This is a genomic window from Ideonella dechloratans, assembly GCF_021049305.1.
In the GTDB taxonomy this organism is placed as follows: Bacteria; Pseudomonadota; Gammaproteobacteria; order Burkholderiales; family Burkholderiaceae_C; genus Ideonella; species Ideonella dechloratans.
On record NZ_CP088081.1, the window covers coordinates 41,605 to 55,780 of the forward strand.

The window sequence follows — 14,176 nt, forward strand, 5'->3', positions numbered from 1 at the left end:
CCCAAGGCGAAGCCTGCCAAGAGAGGTGGCAGCACAGACAATGGGCAACTTGGGCCATGCCACAGGCCTGTTGTTTGGATTGACCATGAAGCACCTGTTTCCTCTGTCTCTGATCTGCGCCCTGGTAGCGACGTTGGGCGCCTGCAGCACCGCGACCACGCCGCCCGCCGACGCTGCCGCCACGACCCAAGCGCCCGCAATGGTGTGCGAGCAAGAACGTTCGCTCGGAAGCAACATTGCCCACAGCCGCTGCCGCACGGCGGCTGACGCCCAGCATGAGCGCGATGCCTCTGCCCGCATCATGGATGGGATGAGCCGCTCTCCCAATCCGGGAATGAGCAGGCCTGCAAACTGAGGATGTGGCCCGAGCCCCAAGCACGCGGGCTCAATTAGCGCGGCCCTGCACCATCCCAGGGTTCTTCAATCCAACCAGGGCCGCAGCCAGCCCAGGCCGTCGGAGGTGGCGTGCGGCGCGCTGCCGCGGGCCGGGCGGTACTCGCAACCGATCCAGCCATCCCAGCCCAGCGTGTCGAGCAGGCGGAACAGGTAGGGGTGGTGGATCTCGCCGATGTCCGGCTCGTGGCGCTCGGGCACGCCGGCGATCTGGAAGTGGCCCACGCGGCCGGTGGGCAGGTACTGGCGGATCTTCATGGCCAGGTCACCCTCGACGATCTGGCAGTGGTAGAGGTCCATCTGCACCTTGACGTTGGGCGCGCCGATCTCGGCCACCAGGGCATGGGCCTGGTCCTGCCGGTTCAGGAAGAAGCCGGGCATGTCGCGCTCGTTGATCGGCTCGATCAGCACGTCCACCCCGGCCTCGGCGGCCAGCGCGGCCGCCACCTTCAGGTTGGCCACGTAGGTGGCGCGCACGCTGTCGCGGGTCTCGCCCGCGGGCAGCAGGCCGGCCATCACATGGATGCGGGGGCAGGCCAGCACGCGGGCGTAGCCCAGCGCCCGCTCGAAGCCGGCGCGGAACTCGGCCTCGCGCCCGGGCCGGCAGGCCAGGCCGCGCTCGCCGGCCTCCCAGTCGCCCGGAGGGGCGTTGAACAGCACCTGCTGCAGGCCGTGGGCCTTCAGCAGGCCGGCCAGCTGCTCGGCCGGCCAGGCGTAGGGAAAGAGGAACTCGACCCCCAGGAAGCCATCGGCGGCGGCAGCGGCAAAGCGATCGAGGAAGTCCACGTCGTTGTAGAGCAGGGACAGATTGGCGGCGAAACGGGGCATGGCGACAGCGTGCGGAAGGACCGCCAAGCGTAGCGGGTTCAGGCCAGGCGCGGGGCCTCGCGCAGCAGGGCGGCCAGGGCCTCGGCGCAGAAGCGGGCGTCCATCAGGCTGCCGTGGCCGCTGGTGCCGGCGCTGGGCGGCACCACCAGGTGGCGGGCGTGGGGGATGCGGGCGATGGCCGGGGCCATCAGGTCCAGGGCCGGCGGGTTGCGCTCGTCGTCGGCGCTGGTGATGGCCAGCACCCGGGCGCGGATGCGGTCCAGGCCGGGCGTGGGGTCGTAGTCGCGCGCGGCCTCCCACTGCCAGAGGTGGTCGTTGGCATCGCCCGTGAAGGGCGCGGCCAGGCGGCGGTCCAGCAGCGCGTCGGCCGCGGCCACATCGGGCGCCTGGGTCCGCAGGGCCTGCTCGCCGCCGTTGCTGGCCAGCGCGAAGAAGGTGGAGGCCCAGGCCAGGGCCGGCGGTTGGGTGGTGTAGCGCCCGCCCTGCCAGGCCGGGTCGCGGCGGATGCTCTCGCACAGCATGCGGCGCAGCAGCCAGTTGCGCCCGCCCATGGGCACGGGCGAGGCGGCCATGGGCACGGCGATGTCCATCCAGTCCGGGTGCTGGCCGGCCAGCAGCCAGGTGTGCATGCCGCCCATCGAATAGCCGATGACCGCGCGCAGGTGGTGGATGCCCAGCGCCTCGGTCAGCAGGCGGTGCAGCACGGCCACCATGTCGCCATAGGTGTAGGCCGGGAAGGCCGGCCCCAGACCGTCGCTGGGCTTGGCCGAACGGCCGCTGCCCAGGGCGTCGGGCAGGATCAGGTGGTGGCGCGCGGCGTCCAGCGGCTGGCCGGGGCCGAACATCCGCCCGGCCCAGGCCGGCGTGAGCCAGCTGGCCGCCGAGCCCTGGCTGCCGTGCAGCAGCAGCACCGGCTCGCCGTCCGGCGCGCCCAGCGTGGTGCAGGCCAGCGCCAGCGTGGGCAGCAGCGTGCCGTCGTGCAGGTGCACGTCGCGCAGGGTGTGCCGCTCGGTCCGCGGGGCCAGGGTCATCGCAGCTCCGGGGTCACAGCGGCGGGCGCCGTCCGGCCCAGGGCCGTGCCTGTTCGAGCTGGCCGGCCAGCTGCAGCAGTTGGCCCTCCCGGCCGAAGGGGGCGACGAACTGCACGCCCAGCGGCAAGCCCTCGGGCGTCCAGTACAGCGGCAGGCTGATGGCCGGCACGCCGGTCAGGTTCGCCAGCTGGGTGAAGGGCACGGCCTGCAGGTTGTCGCGGGCGATCTGGTTGACCATGCCGTCGAGCCAGCCGCGCCGGGCCAGCGCGCCCAGCAGGCCGCTGCGGTTCAGGCCGTCCAGCAGAATCTGCTGCCAGGCCGGCGGGTCGCCCTGGCCGTGGCGGATCGGCGGCTCGGCCAGCGTGGGGGTGAGCAGCAGGTCGTGGCGGGCGTGGAAGTCGGCCAGCGCGCGGCCGAAGCCGTTCCACTGCCAGAGCTCCTGGGTGAGCTGGCCGGCCGAGACGGCGCGGCCCAGGGTCTCCAGCACCCGGGTCAGGGGCTCGAAGTCGCCGTCGCGGGCACCGGCGGCGCGGGCCCGCGCCACCAGGGCCGGCACCTGGCCGAAGTACAGGTGCAGGTAGCTGCGGGCCAGGGCGTCGCCGTCGATGGCCGGTTCGGCCTCGACCAGCTCGTGGCCCAGCGAGGCGAGCAGCGCCACCGCGTCGTGCACCGCGGCCACCGCCTCGGGGTGCACCGGCGTGCCGATGGGCGAGCGGGTGGTCCAGCCGATGCGCAGCCGGCCCGGCGGGCGCTGCCAGGCCTGGGCATAGGGCTCGGTCGGCGGGGCGATGACGAAGGGGTCGCCCGGCTCGGGGCCCTGCAGCGCGTCCAGCGCGCGGGCGGTGTCGCGCACGCTGCGGCTGAGCACGCCTTCGGTGGAGGCGCCGTACCAGACCTCGCCGATGCCCGGGCCCACCGAGACCCGGCCGCGCGAGGGCCGCAGGCCCACCAGGCCGCAGCAGGCCGCCGGGATGCGGATGGAGCCACCGCCATCGTTGCCTGCGGCCATGGGCACGATGCCGGCGGCCACCGCCGCGGCCGCGCCACCGCTGGAGCCGCCGGGCGTGCGCCCCAGGTCCCAGGGGTTGCAGGCCCGGCCGTGCAGCGCGGAGTCGCTGACCGCCTTGAGCGCCAGCTCGGGCAGGTTGGTCTTGCCGAAGACCACCAGACCCATGCGCAGGTAGCGCCGCACGACAAAGGCATGCTCGGTCGGCACCAGACGCAGCATGCCGCGGCAGCCATAGCTGGTGGGCAGGCCGGCCCAGTCGTGCACCCCGTCCTTGAGCAGGAAGGGCACGCCGCGGAAGGGCCCCTCGGGCAGGCCGTCGGCGATCAGGCCGCGGGCCTCGCCGGCCATCAGCCGGCTCAGGGCATTGAGGCGGCCGTGCACCGCCTGCTGGCGGGCCAGGGCCAGGTCCAGCAGCTCGGTGGGTTGGACCTCACCGCGGGCGACGCGCTCGGCCAGCGCGGTGGCGTCGTGTTGCAGGTACTCGTCGACATTCATCGGGCCAGGATAGCGGCGAACTTGAGCCGGACGCAGCGCGGCTTTCCCGGCTTATTCACGGGATTGCGCCCGGCGCCGGCGCCTACGATCCCGTCCAGAACCTGTCCCAACCCTGCTGTACCCCGCCATGTTCGACTTCCCCCCTCTGCAAGACCACCGCGGCGACCGCCGCCACCGTTTCATGGAGTCATCGGACATCAACGCGGCCTTCGACCTGCTCTACCGCGGCATGCGCCGCCAGGTGCAGCGCGGGTTGCATGTGCGAGGACAGCTCTTCGCGCTGGAGGCGGACACGCAGATCCCCGGCCAGCTGACCGGCAGCGTGCGCCTGCTGCCCGGCGACCTGGACAGCGGCAGCGCCGAGGACTGGGCCGACGCCACCCGGCGGCCCCGGCTCTTCGAGCAACTGCTCGACAGTGCGCAGCCGGCCGCGCTGTACGCCTACGCGGTGGAGCAGCGCAGCCCGCACGACGTGCCGGTGGTGTGGGTGGAGCTGGCCGAGGCCGACGGCTGCCACGTGGCCAGCTTCCCGCTGTGCACCGGCCGAGGCTGGGCCGAACGCGATCTGCTGGAAGGCCCGCACCAGCGCCTGTTGCCGGTGACACAGGACTGAGCCCGGCGGCCGGCTACCATCGCCGGCCATGTCCTCCGTTCTCGCCTCGCCCGCCGCCAGCCTGCTGCTGGCCGCCATGGCCGCCATCAGCCTGTGGGCCTTCTACCGCGCCCCCCAATGGCTGGACCGTGGCGTGCTGCGCCCCTACTGGCTGCTGCGCCGCCGGCAGTGGGGCACCGTCCTCAGCCATGCCTTCCTGCATGCGGACCTGACCCACCTGATCTTCAACGGCTTCAGCTTCTGGGCCTTCGCGCCCGGGCTGGAGCGGGCCCTGGGCACGCCGCGCTTCCTGCTGCTCTACGCGGTGGGCCTGCTGGCCAGCACGCTGGGCACCTGGTTCAAGCAGCGCCACAACCCGGCCTACCAGTGCCTGGGCGCCTCCGGCGCGGTGATGGCGGTGGTGTTCGCGGCCATCGCGCTGTTCCCCGGCGCCAAGCTCTACATCCTGCCGATCCCGGTGCCCATCCCGGCGCCGATTTTCGGCCTGGGCTATCTGGCCTACACCCTGTGGGCCGGCCAGCAGCAGCGCGGCCGCACCAACCACGAGGCCCACCTGTGGGGCGCCGTCTCGGGCCTGCTGTTCGCGCTGGCGGTGGCCCCGGGCTGGGTGGCGCGGGCCTGGCTGGGCTGAACGCGGCCCGGCTCAGCCCGCAGGCCGGCCGAAGACCAGCAGCCGGTTGTGGGCCGGCATGTCCTGCAGGGCCTCGAAGACCAGGCCGGCCGCGCGGGCCTCGTCCTGCACATCGCTCAGGTGGCGCAGGCCCCAGGCCGCATCGCGGCTGCGCAGGTCGATGTCGAAGGCCTGGTTGCTGGGCGAGGTGGGCTCGCCCTCGACGATGAAGGGGCCGTAAACGATCAGCCGCCCGCCCGGGCGCAGCACGCGCGCGGCGCCGCGCATGAGCGCACCGGCGCAGGCCCAGGGCGAGATGTGCAGCAGGTTGGCCACGTAGACGGCGTCCCAGCCAGCGGCCCCGGCCGCCTTGGGCCAGTCGGGCTGGCGCACGTCCAGCATCAGCGGGGGGCGCACCCCGGGCACCTCGGCCAGCCGCTCGGCCAGAGGCCGCAGGCCGGCGGGCGTGGCCTCGCTGGGCTGCCACTGCCAGCCCCAGCCGCCACGGCGCGAGGCCAGGGCGAAGTGCTCGGCATGCTGGCCGGTGCCGCTGGCGATCTCCAGCACCCGGGCGCCCACCGGCAGCAGCGCGCGCAGCTGGTCCAGGATGGGGCCCTTGTTGCGGTCGGCCGCCGGGCTGTGGGGGAGTGCGGAATTCACGCTCCCATTGTGAACGGAGGAAACGTCCCCGGAACTGTCGGCGGTTTTGGTCAAAATCGAACGCTTGTTCGCCACCGCCCCGCTGCTGTTTCGCGGGGTGCCCGCCGTGCCCTTGTCCTTGCGTGTCACCCTCGGCTTCCTCGCGCTCCAGGCCCTGGTGCTGGCTGCGGGCCTGGCCGGCGGCACCAGCCTGCCGGCCTACCTGGTGGTGCTGGCCGCGGCGCTGCTGGCCCTGGCGGTGACGCTGCGCCGTGCCCGCGCCGAAACCGAACCGGCCGTGCGCTGGGGCTGGACCTGCGTGGCCGCCAGCCTGGGCGTGTGGAGCCTGGGCCAGGCCGGCAACCTCTGGTGGGAATGGGGCCTGGGCCAGCACGCCCTGCCCCACCGTGCCATCCTGATGCTGTTCCAGCTCTGGGCGGTGCCGCTGCTGCTGCTGCTGGCCCGGCCCTGGCGCGAGCGCGAGCCCCACACCGCCTTCGGCCTGGACGTCATCCAGGCCCTGGCCGTGGCGCTGGCCTGGTTCTGGCTGACCTGGGGCTCGCTGGCGGCGGACAGCACGCCGGATGCCCCCGGCCTGTCCACCCAGCTCTGGCTGATCGACGCCCAGAACCTCTACCTGGGGGTGGGCATGGCGGTCTGCTGGAGCGCGGCGGTCTCGTCGGCCGAGCGCACCCTGTTCGGGGCGATGAGCCTGCACGTGGGCCTCTACACCCTGGGCGCGGCCCTGAACAACCACCTGACGGCCCGCTGGCCCGAGGCCGTGACCCCGGCCTGGAGCAGCCTGATCACGCTGACCTTCCTGCCGCTGGTGCTGCTGGCCTGGCCGGGCGCGCGGCCGCTGCCCAGCCCCTGGCCGCTGCCCTCGCGGCGCTGGGAGTTCCTGGTGCGCAGCGTCAGCCCCATGCTGCTGTCGGGCACGCTGCTGCTGCTGTCGCTGCGGCTCGTCCGGCTGGACTACGGTTGGGGCGTGGCCGGCGTGCTGCTGGCCGCCGGGGCCAGCGCCTGGCGCAGCACGCTGGCCCAGGTGCAGCACCGGCTCAAGAGCGAGTCGCTGCGGCGCCAGCGCCGCAAGCTGGCCCGCATCGCCTGGACCGACGCGCTGACCGGCGTGCCCAACCGCCACCACCTCAAGCAGGTGATGGCCCGGCTGCGGCAGCCCGAGCGGCGGCGCCACCCCCCACGCGACTGGACGGTGATGATGGTGGACGTGGACCACTTCAAGCCGCTCAACGATCAGCGCGGCCACCGCTACGGCGACGCCTGCCTGCGCCAGGTGGCCCAGGCCCTGAGCAGCACGCTGGCCCGCCCCGACGACGTGCTGGTGCGCTACGGCGGCGAGGAGTTCCTGGCCCTGTTCCCGGCCGCCTCCCACCGCGACGCGCCGGGCCTGGCCGAGCGGCTGCGCAGCGCGGTGGAGGCCCTGGGCCTGCAGCACCCGGCCTCGCCCAGCGGCTGCGTCACGGTCAGCGTGGGCTGGGCCAGCCACAGCGAGCAGACCGGCGAGCTGGACATGGACACGCTGATCGCCCAGGCCGACCTGGCGCTCTACCGCGCCAAGTGCGAGGGCCGCAACCGGGTGGCCGGCATGGCCTGAACGGCCTCAGGCCACGGCCGTGTGACGGGCATGGCCCAGGCGCAGCGCGGCCAGGTCCGGAGGCTGGGCCTCGTCCCAGGTCCAGCCGGCCCCGTCCGGCGGGCGGGGGAAGTAGGCGCTGGGACGCAGCAGCACGGCCACACCGGCGGCCTGCGCGGCCTGCAGGCCGGCGGGCGAATCCTCCAGCGCCAGGGCCTGCTCGGGCGCCAGGCCCAGACGCCGCAGCGCCAGCGTGTAGACCTCGGGGTCGGGCTTCTTGGCGACCACGTCCTCGCCGCACAGCAGGGCGTCGAAGCAGTCCGCCCAGTCCGGCCCCAGCAGGCGCGGCAGCAGGGCCTGGACGTTGGCCCGGCTGGTGGTGGTGACGATGGCCTGGCGCAGCCCGGCCGCGCGCGCGGCGCGGATCAGGCCGACCACGCCCGGGCGGGCCCGCAGCCGGTCCTCGGCCACCAGGCGGGCGTAGGCGGCGTTCTTCAGCGCATGCAGGCGCCGGGCCAGGGCCTCGCGCGCGGCCGGCGTCGCCGGGGCATCGGCCCGGGTGGCCATGTCGGCCAGCAGGCGCTCGCGCCCGCCGGTCACCTGCAGCAGCTCGCCGTAGCGGCGCTCGCACCAGCCCCAGGGCAGGCCGGCCTCGGCAAAGGCCAGGTTGAAGGCCACCCGGTGGCCGTCGCGCTCGGTCTCGGCCAGGGTGCCGTCCACGTCCCACAGCAGGGCTTCGAGCATCGCGGTTCCTTTCAGCGGTAGCGCGGCACCAGGGCCTCCAGCGGCAGCGGCCGGATGCGGCTGGCCTGGCCGGCGCAGCCGAAGGCCTCGAAGCGCGCCTGGCACAGGCCCTGGGCGGCCTTCGTCGCGGCGGCCAGGGCCTTGCGCGGGTCGAACTCGCTGGGCTGGGTGGCCATCAGCTGGCGCATCGCGCCGAACATGGCCAGGCGGATGTCGGTGTCGATGTTGACCTTGCGCACGCCGCTGGCGATGCCGCGCACGATCTCGGCCACCGGCACGCCGTAGGTCTCCTTGATGTCGCCCCCGTACTGGCGCAGGATGGCCAGCCACTCCTGCGGCACGCTGGAGCTGCCGTGCATCACCAGGTGGGTGTTGGGCACCGCGGCGTGGATCTGCGCGATGCGGTCGATGGCCAGCACCTCGCCGGTGGGCGGGCGGGTGAACTTGTAGGCGCCGTGGCTGGTGCCGATGGCGATGGCCAGCGCGTCCACGCCGGTGCGGGCCACGAAGTCCCGGGCCTCGGCCGGGTCGGTCAGCATCTGGTCGTGGCTGAGCTTGCCGGCCGCGCCCACGCCGTCCTCCTCGCCGGCATCGCCGGTCTCCAGCGAGCCCAGGCAGCCCAGCTCGCCCTCCACGCTCACGCCCACGGCATGGGCCATCTGGCAGACCTGGGCGGTGACGGCCACGTTGTAGGCGTAGTCGGCCGGGGTCTTGGCATCTTCCTTCAGCGAGCCGTCCATCATCACGCTGGAGAAGCCCGAGCGGATGGCCTGGAGGCAGACGGCCGGCGAGGCGCCGTGGTCCTGGTGCAGGCAGACGGGGATGTCCGGGTGGGTCTCGATGGCGGCCAGCACCAGGTGGCGCAGGTAGGCCTCGCCGGCGTACTTGCGGGCGCCGGCGCTGGCCTGCAGGATCACCGGGCTGTCGGTGGCCTGGGCCGCCTGCATGATGGCGTGGACCTGCTCGAGGTTGTTGACGTTGAAGGCGGGCACGCCGTAGCCGTGGTCGGCGGCGTGGTCCAGCAGTTGGCGCAGGGCGATGAGGGCCATGGGGTGTCTCCTGTGATGATGGGGTGTCAGCTCTGGGCACGCTTGGCCAGGATCTCGAAGGCCGGCAGGGTCTTGCCTTCCAGCACCTCCAGGAAGGCGCCGCCGCCGGTGGAGATGTAGCCCACGTCCCGCTCGATGCCGTACTTGGCGATGGCCGCCAGGGTGTCGCCGCCGCCGGCGATGCTGAAGGCCGGGCTTTGGGCGATCGCGCGGGCGATGGTCTCGGTGCCGTGCGCGAAGGCGTCGAACTCGAAGACGCCCACCGGGCCGTTCCAGACGATGGTGCCGGCGGCCTTGAGCTTGTCGGCCAGGATGGCCGCGGTCTTCGGGCCGATGTCCAGGATCAGGTCGTCGTCGGCCACCTCGCTGGCGGCCTTGACGGCGGCCGGTGCATCAGCCGCAAAGGTCTTGGCGCAAACCACGTCCACGGGAATGGGCACCTCGGCGCCCCGGGCCTTCATGGCCTCGATCACCGCGGTGGCCTCGCCCACCAGGTCCGGCTCGGCCAGGCTCTTGCCGATCTTCAGGCCCGCGGCCAGCAGGAAGGTGTTGGCGATGCCGCCGCCGACGATCAGGCCGTCGACCTTGCTCGACAGGCTCTGCAGGATGGTCAGCTTGGTGCTGACCTTGGAGCCGGCGACGATGGCGATCAGCGGACGCTTCGGTCCTGGAGCCCCCACCCCGGCTGCGCCGGGCCCCCCGAGGGGGAGGGCACCGTCTTGGGACGGCCCGGCGACGGCGCCCAAGGCCAGCGCCTGGGTGATGGCGTCGATCTCGGCGGCGAGCAGCGGGCCGGCGCAGGCCACCTTGGCGTACTCGGCGATGCCGTAGGTCGTGCCTTCGGCGCGGTGGGCGGTGCCGAAGGCGTCGTTGACGTAGATGTCGCACAGGGCGGCCATCTTCTGCGCCAGTTCAGGTTTGTTCTTCTTCTCGCCGACGTTGACGCGGCAGTTCTCCAGCAGCACGACCTGGCCGGGGGCCACGTCCACGCCGTCGACCCAGTTCGCGACCAGCTTCACCTCGCGGCCCAGCAGCTCGGACAGGCGCGCGGCCACCGGGGCCAGCGAGTCCTCGGGCTTGAACTCGCCTTCGGTGGGGCGGCCCAGGTGGGAGGTGACCATCACCGCGGCGCCGGCCTGCAGGGCCATCTCGATGCAGGGCACCGAGGCGCGGATGCGGGTGTCCTCGGTGATCTCGCCGGCCGCACTCAGGGGCACGTTGAGATCGGCGCGGATGAACACGCGCTGGCCGGTGACGCGCCCCTCGTTGACGAGGTCCTCGAAACGCAGCACCTTCATGCCCGGCCCCGCCCGACGCCGCGGGCCACCACGCGCGCCATCTCCAGGCACTTGTTCGAGTAACCCCACTCGTTGTCGTACCAGGCCACGACCTTGACGAAGGTGGTGTCCAGGGCGATGCCGGCCTCGGCATCGAACATCGAGGTGCAGGACTCGCCACGGAAGTCGGTGGCCACCACCTTGTCCTCGGTGTAGCCCAGCACGCCCTTCATGGCGCCCTGGCTGGCGGCCTTCATCGCCGCGCAGATGTCCTCGTACGAGGCTTCCTTGTTCAGCTCGACGGTCAGGTCCACCACCGACACGTCGGAGGTCGGCACCCGGAAGGACATGCCGGTGAGCTTCTTGTTCAGCTCGGGGATCACCACGCCCACGGCCTTGGCGGCACCGGTGCTGCTGGGGATGATGTTCTCCAGGATGCCGCGGCCACCGCGCCAGTCCTTGTTGGACGGGCCGTCCACGGTCTTCTGGGTGGCGGTGGCGGCGTGCACGGTGGTCATCAGGCCGCGCTGGATGCCGAAGGTGTCGTTGAGCACCTTGGCCACCGGGGCCAGGCAGTTGGTGGTGCAGCTGGCGTTGGAGATGATGGCCTGGCCGGCGTAGGTGGTGTCGTTCACGCCGTAGACGAACATCGGGGTGTCGTCCTTGGACGGGGCCGACATGATGACCTTCCTGGCGCCGGCCTTCAGGTGCTTCTCGGCGGTGTCCTTCGTCAGGAACAGGCCGGTGGATTCGATGACCACGTCGACACCGATGTCGCCCCAGGCCAGCTCGGCCGGGTTCTTCACCGACGTCAGCCGGATGCGCCGGCCGTTGACGATCAGGGTCTGTCCCTCGACCGCCACCTCGCCCTGGAAGCGGCCGTGCACGCTGTCGTAGGTCAGCAGGTAGGCCAGGTAGTCGGGCTCCAGCAGGTCGTTGATGCCGGCGACCTCGATGTCGTCAGCGAAGTTCTGCACCGCAGCGCGCAGCACCATGCGGCCGATGCGGCCGAAGCCGTTGATGCCGATCCGGATCGTCATGAGCAACCTTGAGAAAGTGAGAGGGTGAAGGGAAGAGGGAACCGGGGGCTCAGGCCGTGGCCGCCGCGGCGATCCAGGCCCGGTTGACGCCCAGCACGTGCTCGGCGATGTCGGGCAGGCTGTCGAAGACCTGGTCGGGCCGGGCCTCCAGCAGCGGGGCCCCGCCGTCGTAGCCCCATGGCACGGCCCAGGCCTGGGCGCCGGCGGCGCGGGCGGTCTCGATGTCGATGCGCGAATCGCCCACATGGGCCGCGCGCTGGGGCTGGCCGCCCAGGGCCGCCAGCACATGGCGCAGCGTGGCGGGGTCCGGCTTGCGCTGGGGCAGGCTGTCGCCACCCAGCACGAAGTCGAAGGCGCTGGCCAGGCCGCAGCGCCGCAGCACCTGCTGGGCGTGGCGGTGCTCCTTGTTGGTCAGGCAGGCCAGGCGCACGCCGCCCAGGCGCAGGGCGCGCAGCATCTCCGCGCAGCCGGGGTAGGGCTTGGCCTGGCGGCCGGCCAGGGTGCCGTAGTGGGCCTCCCAGCGCGGCAGCACCGCGTCGGGCCGCAGGCGCTCGGCCCGGTCCGGCTCGGCCAGCAGCAGGTCGGCCAGCACCCGCAGCAGGGTGTGGCGGGCGCCATGGCCGATGTGGCGGGTGATGCGTTCCTCGTCCTGGCGCGGCACGCCGAACTCGGCCAGGGTGCGGTTGACCGCCTCGGCGATCTCGGCGGCGGTGTCCACCAGGGTGCCGTCCAGGTCGAAGCTGAGGACGCTGTAGCGCATGGGGGGCCTTTCAGAGGAGGAGACGGACAGCCTCAGTTGGAGGAACGCTCGATCTGGGGCTCGTGGTCGATCGCCGCGCGCACCTTGTCGGCCAGCTGCTCGGCGGTGAAGCCCAGGGACTGCATCAGCGCCGGGCCGGGGGCCGAGGCGCCGAAGTGGTCCAGGCCCAGCACCTCGCGGCAGCCGTAGAAGGCCCAGCCGCGGGTGCTGCCGGCCTCCACCGCCACGCGCGGCAGGTGGCGGCCCAGCACGCCGTCGCGGTAGCGCGCGTCCTGCGCGTCGAACACGCTGGTGGACGGCATGGACACCACCCGCACCGGCAGGCCCTGCGCGTCCAGCAGGGCCTGGGCCTGCATCGCCAGCGCCACCTCCGAGCCGGTGGCCAGGATCACCGCCTGAGCCTGCGGCCGGTCCGACAGCACATAGCCGCCGCGCCGGATGGACGCCACCTGCTCCGGGCTGCGGGCCTGGGCCGGCAGGGCCTGGCGCGACAGCAGCAAGGCGCTGGGCCGGTCGGCCTGCGACAAGGCCATCTGCCAGGCCACCGCCGTCTCGGCCGCGTCGCAGGGGCGCCAGACATCGAGGTTGGGGATCAGGCGCAGCGACCAGGCGTGCTCCACCGGCTGGTGGGTGGGGCCGTCCTCGCCCAGGCCGACGGAGTCGTGGGTGAGCACGTGCACCACGCGCTTCTTCATCAACGCGGCCATGCGGATGGCGTTGCGGCTGTAGTCGCTGAACACCATGAAGGTGCCGCCGAAGGGGATGAAGCCGCCATGCAGCGCGATGCCGTTCATGATGGCCGACATGCCGAACTCGCGCACGCCGTAGTTGATGTGGCGCCCGCCGGGCTGGCCGCCGCGCACGGCACCGCAGCCGGGCCAGTCGGTCAGGTTGGAGGCGGTGAGGTCGGCCGAACCGCCCAGCAGCTCCGGCAGCCGGGGCGCCAGCCGGGCGATGGCCTGCTGCGAGGCCTTGCGGGTGGCCACCACCTCGCCGCGCTGCTGCACCTCGGCCAGCTCGCGCCAGCCTTCGAGCTCAAAGTCCAGCGGCAGATCGCCGCGCAGCCGGCGCGCCAGCTCGGCGGCCTCGGCCGGGAAGGCGGCCCGGTAGGCCTCCCAGCGGGCCTGCCAGGCCGCGTGCGCGGCCGCGCCGCGGGTCCGGGCGTCCCAGGCCTGGGCGATGTCGGTGGGCACCTCGAAAGGCCCGGCCGTCCAGCCCAGCGCGGCGCGGGTGGCGGCAATCTCCTCGGCGCCCAGCGGCTCGCCGTGGGCCTGGGCCGAGCCCTGGCGGCCCGGTGCGCCGCGGCCGATGGTGGTGCGGCAGATGACCAGGGTGGGCCGGTCGTGGCGGCGGGCCTGGGCCAGCGCGGCGTCCAGCGCGGCCACGTCGTGGCCGTCCACCGGGCCCAGCACGGCCCAGCCGCAGGCGGCGAAGCGGGCCGCGGTGTCGTCGGCGAACCAGGGCGTGACGGCGCCGTCGATGCTGATGCCGTTGTCGTCGTACAGCGCCACCAGCTTGTGCAGCTTCCAGGCTCCGGCCAGCGAGATGGCCTCCTGGCTCAGGCCCTCCATCAGGCAGCCGTCGCCCAGGAAGACCCAGGTGCGGTGGTCCACCACGGTGTGGCCGGGGCGGTTGAACTCGTCGGCCAGCAGCTTCTCGGCCAGGGCCAGGCCCACCGCGTTGGCCAGGCCCTGGCCCAGCGGGCCGGTGGTGGTCTCGACGCCGGGGGTGTGGTCGACCTCGGGGTGGCCGGGGGTGCGGCTGCCGGCCTGCCGGAAGCGGCGCAGCTCGTCCACGGGGAGGTCGTAGCCGGTCAGGTGCAGCAGCGCGTAGAGCAGCATGCTGGCGTGGCCGTTGGAGAGCACGAAGCGGTCGCGGTCCCACCAGTGGGGATCGGCCGGGTCGTGGCGCAGGTGGTGGTGCCACAGGGCCACGGCCATCTCGGCCATGCCCATGGGCGCGCCGGGGTGGCCGCTGCGGGCCTGTTGCACGGCGTCCATGGCCAGCGCGCGCAGCGCATTGGCCAGCGGGTTCAGCGGGGTGCGCACGGGGCGGACCACGCGCTCGGCGGCGGCGGAAGCGTGGGCGGCCATG

Annotated in this window: 14 protein-coding genes; 4 read left to right on the forward strand and 10 right to left on the reverse strand. The window is 73.2% G+C overall.

What is annotated here, in order from left to right; genetic code table 11:
* The first annotated feature begins 85 nt into the window (after nt 1-85).
* Nucleotides 86-355 (forward strand): hypothetical protein, encoded by a 270-nt coding sequence (locus tag LRM40_RS00190; protein WP_151125426.1) that lies wholly within the window; start codon nt 86-88, stop codon nt 353-355.
* Nucleotides 356-420: 65 nt separating this feature from the next.
* Here LRM40_RS00190 and otnI read toward each other — a convergent pair whose 3' ends face one another.
* Genes otnI through LRM40_RS00205 form a run of 3 tightly spaced genes read right to left on the reverse strand, consistent with a single transcriptional unit; the run spans nt 421 to nt 3,756 of the window.
* Nucleotides 421-1,221, reverse strand: coding sequence for a 2-oxo-tetronate isomerase (gene otnI, locus LRM40_RS00195; protein ID WP_151125427.1), 801 nt, complete (start codon nt 1,219-1,221; stop codon nt 421-423).
* Nucleotides 1,222-1,259: 38 nt separating this feature from the next.
* The gene (locus tag LRM40_RS00200) at nt 1,260-2,252 is read right to left on the reverse strand and encodes an alpha/beta fold hydrolase (protein WP_151125428.1); all 993 of its coding nucleotides are present in this window, start codon (nt 2,250-2,252) and stop codon (nt 1,260-1,262) included.
* A 13-nt stretch (nt 2,253-2,265) separates the two neighbouring features.
* Nucleotides 2,266-3,756 (reverse strand): amidase, encoded by a 1,491-nt coding sequence (locus tag LRM40_RS00205; protein ID WP_151125429.1) that lies wholly within the window; start codon nt 3,754-3,756, stop codon nt 2,266-2,268.
* A 127-nt stretch (nt 3,757-3,883) separates the two neighbouring features.
* Here LRM40_RS00205 and LRM40_RS00210 point away from each other — a divergent pair, with 127 nt between their 5' ends.
* Both LRM40_RS00210 and LRM40_RS00215 read left to right on the forward strand, forming a co-directional pair.
* Nucleotides 3,884-4,369, forward strand: coding sequence for a hypothetical protein (locus tag LRM40_RS00210; RefSeq protein WP_151125430.1), 486 nt, complete (start codon nt 3,884-3,886; stop codon nt 4,367-4,369).
* 28 nt (nt 4,370-4,397) lie between these two features.
* A complete protein-coding gene (locus LRM40_RS00215) occupies nt 4,398-5,000 on the forward strand; it encodes a rhomboid family intramembrane serine protease (RefSeq protein ID WP_231067642.1) in 603 nt (200 codons plus the stop codon).
* Nucleotides 5,001-5,012: 12 nt separating this feature from the next.
* Here LRM40_RS00215 and LRM40_RS00220 read toward each other — a convergent pair whose 3' ends face one another.
* A complete protein-coding gene (locus LRM40_RS00220) occupies nt 5,013-5,639 on the reverse strand; it encodes a DUF938 domain-containing protein (RefSeq protein WP_151125431.1) in 627 nt (208 codons plus the stop codon).
* Nucleotides 5,640-5,703: 64 nt separating this feature from the next.
* Between LRM40_RS00220 and LRM40_RS00225 the strand changes: the two genes are divergently transcribed.
* Nucleotides 5,704-7,233, forward strand: a complete 1,530-nt coding sequence (locus LRM40_RS00225) for a GGDEF domain-containing protein (protein ID WP_151125432.1) — start codon at nt 5,704-5,706, stop codon at nt 7,231-7,233.
* 6 nt (nt 7,234-7,239) lie between these two features.
* On the opposite strand, the gene LRM40_RS00230 is transcribed toward LRM40_RS00225, so the two are convergent.
* Genes LRM40_RS00230 through tkt form a run of 6 tightly spaced genes read right to left on the reverse strand, consistent with a single transcriptional unit; the run spans nt 7,240 to nt 14,175 of the window.
* The gene (locus LRM40_RS00230) at nt 7,240-7,956 is read right to left on the reverse strand and encodes an HAD-IA family hydrolase (protein WP_151125433.1); all 717 of its coding nucleotides are present in this window, start codon (nt 7,954-7,956) and stop codon (nt 7,240-7,242) included.
* Nucleotides 7,957-7,967: 11 nt separating this feature from the next.
* A complete protein-coding gene (fba, locus tag LRM40_RS00235) occupies nt 7,968-9,005 on the reverse strand; it encodes a class II fructose-bisphosphate aldolase (protein ID WP_151125434.1) in 1,038 nt (345 codons plus the stop codon).
* A 26-nt stretch (nt 9,006-9,031) separates the two neighbouring features.
* Complete coding sequence (locus LRM40_RS00240; RefSeq protein ID WP_151125435.1) at nt 9,032-10,303, reverse strand: phosphoglycerate kinase; 1,272 nt, start codon at nt 10,301-10,303, stop codon at nt 9,032-9,034.
* Nucleotides 10,300-11,322: a type I glyceraldehyde-3-phosphate dehydrogenase gene (gene gap, locus LRM40_RS00245; RefSeq protein WP_151125436.1), complete on the reverse strand. Its 1,023-nt coding sequence runs from the start codon at nt 11,320-11,322 to the stop codon at nt 10,300-10,302. Before gap ends, LRM40_RS00240 begins: the two co-directional genes overlap by 4 nt.
* 49 nt (nt 11,323-11,371) lie before the next feature.
* Nucleotides 11,372-12,082, reverse strand: coding sequence for a phosphoglycolate phosphatase (gene gph, locus LRM40_RS00250; protein WP_151125437.1), 711 nt, complete (start codon nt 12,080-12,082; stop codon nt 11,372-11,374).
* A 32-nt stretch (nt 12,083-12,114) separates the two neighbouring features.
* A complete protein-coding gene (gene tkt / locus LRM40_RS00255; protein WP_310739993.1) occupies nt 12,115-14,175 on the reverse strand; it encodes a transketolase in 2,061 nt (686 codons plus the stop codon).
* Between the last annotated feature and the right edge of the window lies 1 nt (nt 14,176).

Bases quoted from the DNA above. Each gene is read 5' to 3' on its own strand.
- LRM40_RS00240 (WP_151125435.1), bottom strand. From the start codon at position 10,303: ATGAAGGTGCTGCGTTTCGAGGACCTCGTCAACGAGGGGCGCGTCACC.
- tkt (WP_310739993.1), bottom strand. From the start codon at position 14,175: ATGGCCGCCCACGCTTCCGCCGCCGCCGAGCGCGTGGTCCGCCCCGTG.
- LRM40_RS00205 (WP_151125429.1), bottom strand. From the start codon at position 3,756: ATGAATGTCGACGAGTACCTGCAACACGACGCCACCGCGCTGGCCGAG.
- LRM40_RS00190 (WP_151125426.1), top strand. From the start codon at position 86: ATGAAGCACCTGTTTCCTCTGTCTCTGATCTGCGCCCTGGTAGCGACG.
- gph (WP_151125437.1), bottom strand. From the start codon at position 12,082: ATGCGCTACAGCGTCCTCAGCTTCGACCTGGACGGCACCCTGGTGGAC.
- LRM40_RS00215 (WP_231067642.1), top strand. From the start codon at position 4,398: ATGTCCTCCGTTCTCGCCTCGCCCGCCGCCAGCCTGCTGCTGGCCGCC.
- gap (WP_151125436.1), bottom strand. From the start codon at position 11,322: ATGACGATCCGGATCGGCATCAACGGCTTCGGCCGCATCGGCCGCATG.
- LRM40_RS00200 (WP_151125428.1), bottom strand. From the start codon at position 2,252: ATGACCCTGGCCCCGCGGACCGAGCGGCACACCCTGCGCGACGTGCAC.
- otnI (WP_151125427.1), bottom strand. From the start codon at position 1,221: ATGCCCCGTTTCGCCGCCAATCTGTCCCTGCTCTACAACGACGTGGAC.
- fba (WP_151125434.1), bottom strand. From the start codon at position 9,005: ATGGCCCTCATCGCCCTGCGCCAACTGCTGGACCACGCCGCCGACCAC.
- LRM40_RS00210 (WP_151125430.1), top strand. From the start codon at position 3,884: ATGTTCGACTTCCCCCCTCTGCAAGACCACCGCGGCGACCGCCGCCAC.
- LRM40_RS00230 (WP_151125433.1), bottom strand. From the start codon at position 7,956: ATGCTCGAAGCCCTGCTGTGGGACGTGGACGGCACCCTGGCCGAGACC.